2 protein-coding genes are annotated in these 2480 nt (G+C 36.5%); both read right to left on the bottom strand.

The features are described 5' to 3' along the window. The coding region (locus H3T48_RS08755; protein ID WP_198189191.1) for a BspA family leucine-rich repeat surface protein at positions 1 to 772 on the bottom strand (772 nt) is incomplete at its 3' end. Between the two features lie 378 nt (positions 773 to 1150). Further along, on the bottom strand, positions 1151 to 2480 hold a 1330-nt coding region (locus H3T48_RS08750), incomplete at its 5' end, for a MucBP domain-containing protein (RefSeq protein WP_198189190.1).

Raw genomic sequence — 2480 nt, 5'->3', positions numbered from 1 at the left:
TGAAACTTGATATATTTAAGTCGACAAGATTTTCATCATCTGCAAACATACATGACATGTCAGTTACTTTTGAGATATTGAAACTTGAAAGATCGAGTGCTGTTAAAGCCCTACACTTCCTAAACATAGCTCTCATTTCTGTTACATTAGCAGTATTAAAGCTAGAAAGATTGAGTGAAGTCAAATTTTCACAGCCATTAAACATGTAAATTGTACTAGTTGCTTGAGAAAGGTCTAGGTGTTCTAATCCTACAATTTTAGATGTATTAGAAAAGCCGGCGAATAAAAAGTCTGCACAATTTGAAGAGTTAAGACTTATCTTACCAGTAATAGCAATCTGCTTAGCACGTGCAAGTTTTATGGAATTTCCTTCGTCGTCAGAAAGGGAATAGTCAGAAAGACAATCGTCCAAAAAACTGATTTGTTCATATGTTCCACCTAAAATGATGAGTTCATCAGTGTCAAGGTCATAGGAAACTTGCAGTCCAGCAGCAGTTCCATCAATTCGTTTTTTATTTACGGTAGCATCAGAATCTTGAGCGGTTGGTGAAGCTTGATTCGCCGCTGACTCATCAGTATTTGCAGGTTCACTGATGATATCTTCTGATGGATTTGGAGTCTCAGTGGCAGTAGTTTCTTTCTTAGAAGCCATTTGACTAGTAGAAAAACTGTCCGCTTTGACTAGATTAGGATTAATGGAAATCAATCCAAGTAAAATAGCAGCTGAGCTACTAAATAGAACTTTTCCTTTTACGTTACTTGTCTTTTTCATTAATAAAGGCACTCCACTGTGTATTTGTATACAATTAAGTAATTATATATGTATTAGTATATTTATAATTATATTTGTGTATGTGCCAAAAGCAAGTCAAGAATTTGTGCACTTAGAAGGATAAAGACGAAATCATTACTGCATAAGCAAAAATAAAATAACGAGGTGTTTTGAAACAAACCACTATATTATCAGGGATGATAAGAGTATTGGTTGTGAAAAATAACTGTACTTAGCACTGATAAAATGGTGTTTAGAATCTGAAAAACAGGTTTTATTTTTTAAAAAAATATTTTTAATAAGTAACGAATTGAGAAAATTAAAAGCACCAACATAACTGTCCAATTATAGTTGGTGCTTTTTAGAGTTAACGCTTAGTTATTTACTAAACTTTTTAATTTTTGTCCAAAGAAGTGCTGCAGCGCTGGCTAAAGTGAGTGAGCCAAGTGCAATAGCTGCTAGTTGGGCCCTTTTTTCAGAGCCTGTCTTTGGCAATTGATTGTTGTTAGAGGAGTTAGCTGAATGTAGTTTGTTAGCGTTACTACCTAGTGCGGTTGTGTGAGTTTTGTTACCTAGTGCATTTGTATGAGTACCATAACGACTTGAGCTGGGAAGAGTGGCATTATTTGCTTTGTTACCTTTGTTTCCATTACTCTTATTTCCATTATCGTTGTTTGCATTGTCTTTGTTTTCCTTGCCTTTGCCAGTAGTTTGGCTCTCAGTCTTAGGGTCAGTCTTACTATAGACGTAAATAACATTCTGGATAGTATCACTAAAGAATCCTGTAGCGTTTTTTGGCCGAGTCTTTAAAGTGTAACCAGCAATTTCTTTAGCGGCTGAAACATAACCATCGCCTGTATTTCCACTTAAAATCTCGTTAGGCGCAATAGTTCGGCCTTGTTCATCTTGATAATGAACAATGACATTTTCTCCCTTGATAGGAGCGGACGATTCAGGATTTTTAATGTAGGTGAAAGTAAAATTACGCTCTTTGGTATTATCATTATCATAAATACCGGTAACAGGAGATTGACCGGCTTTTAAAGTATAGCCTGCAACGGGATCACCGATAATTGAATAAGGGTCGCCAAGATTACCAGGGAAAATAGTATCTTCTGCAATTTGCTTTCCGGACTCATCTACATGGTGGATAGTAATAGGCAAGCCCGTGCGGACATATGTTTCAGCCTTTGTGAAGTTACGTTGTGTGCCATCTATGGTTGCGACACGGGCCCTCATTAATTGCTCAGAGGTGTATCGTTCGGTTCCTTCGGGGCTAATTACTGTACCATTGCCAACATTGAGCCAAATTCCCTCTGTATTTAGTCCTACGTTTTCCACAAGAGTATTTGGATCATCTATATTAGCTAGATCATCGCTGTATACTGTTGTAAGATCAGTATTTTCGCCAAGAACAAGAGTGTTTAGGTTGGGCAAGTTGGCTAGCATATCTTCGTACTCTGGAGTACCTGTATTAATATTTTTAATGTTGAGTTTCCGCAAATTTGTACAACCATAGAATGTTTGTGCGAAAGCTGCCTCCTCTGAATTTGGGATGTGGAAGTTTTCTAAATTTAACTCAACTAAATTGGCGCAATTTTTAAAAGCTTCGCTCATTTCTATAGGTAAAGTGGTCTTGAAACTTGATATATTTAAGTCGACAAGATTTTCATCATCTGCAAACATACATGACATGTCAGTTACTTTT

This window comes from Lactobacillus sp. M0403 (assembly GCF_016101265.1).
In the GTDB taxonomy this organism is placed as follows: domain Bacteria; phylum Bacillota; class Bacilli; order Lactobacillales; family Lactobacillaceae; genus Lactobacillus; species Lactobacillus apis.
The sequence above is the reverse complement of the archived record's forward strand: the minus strand, read 5'-3'. Positions and strand labels throughout refer to the sequence as shown.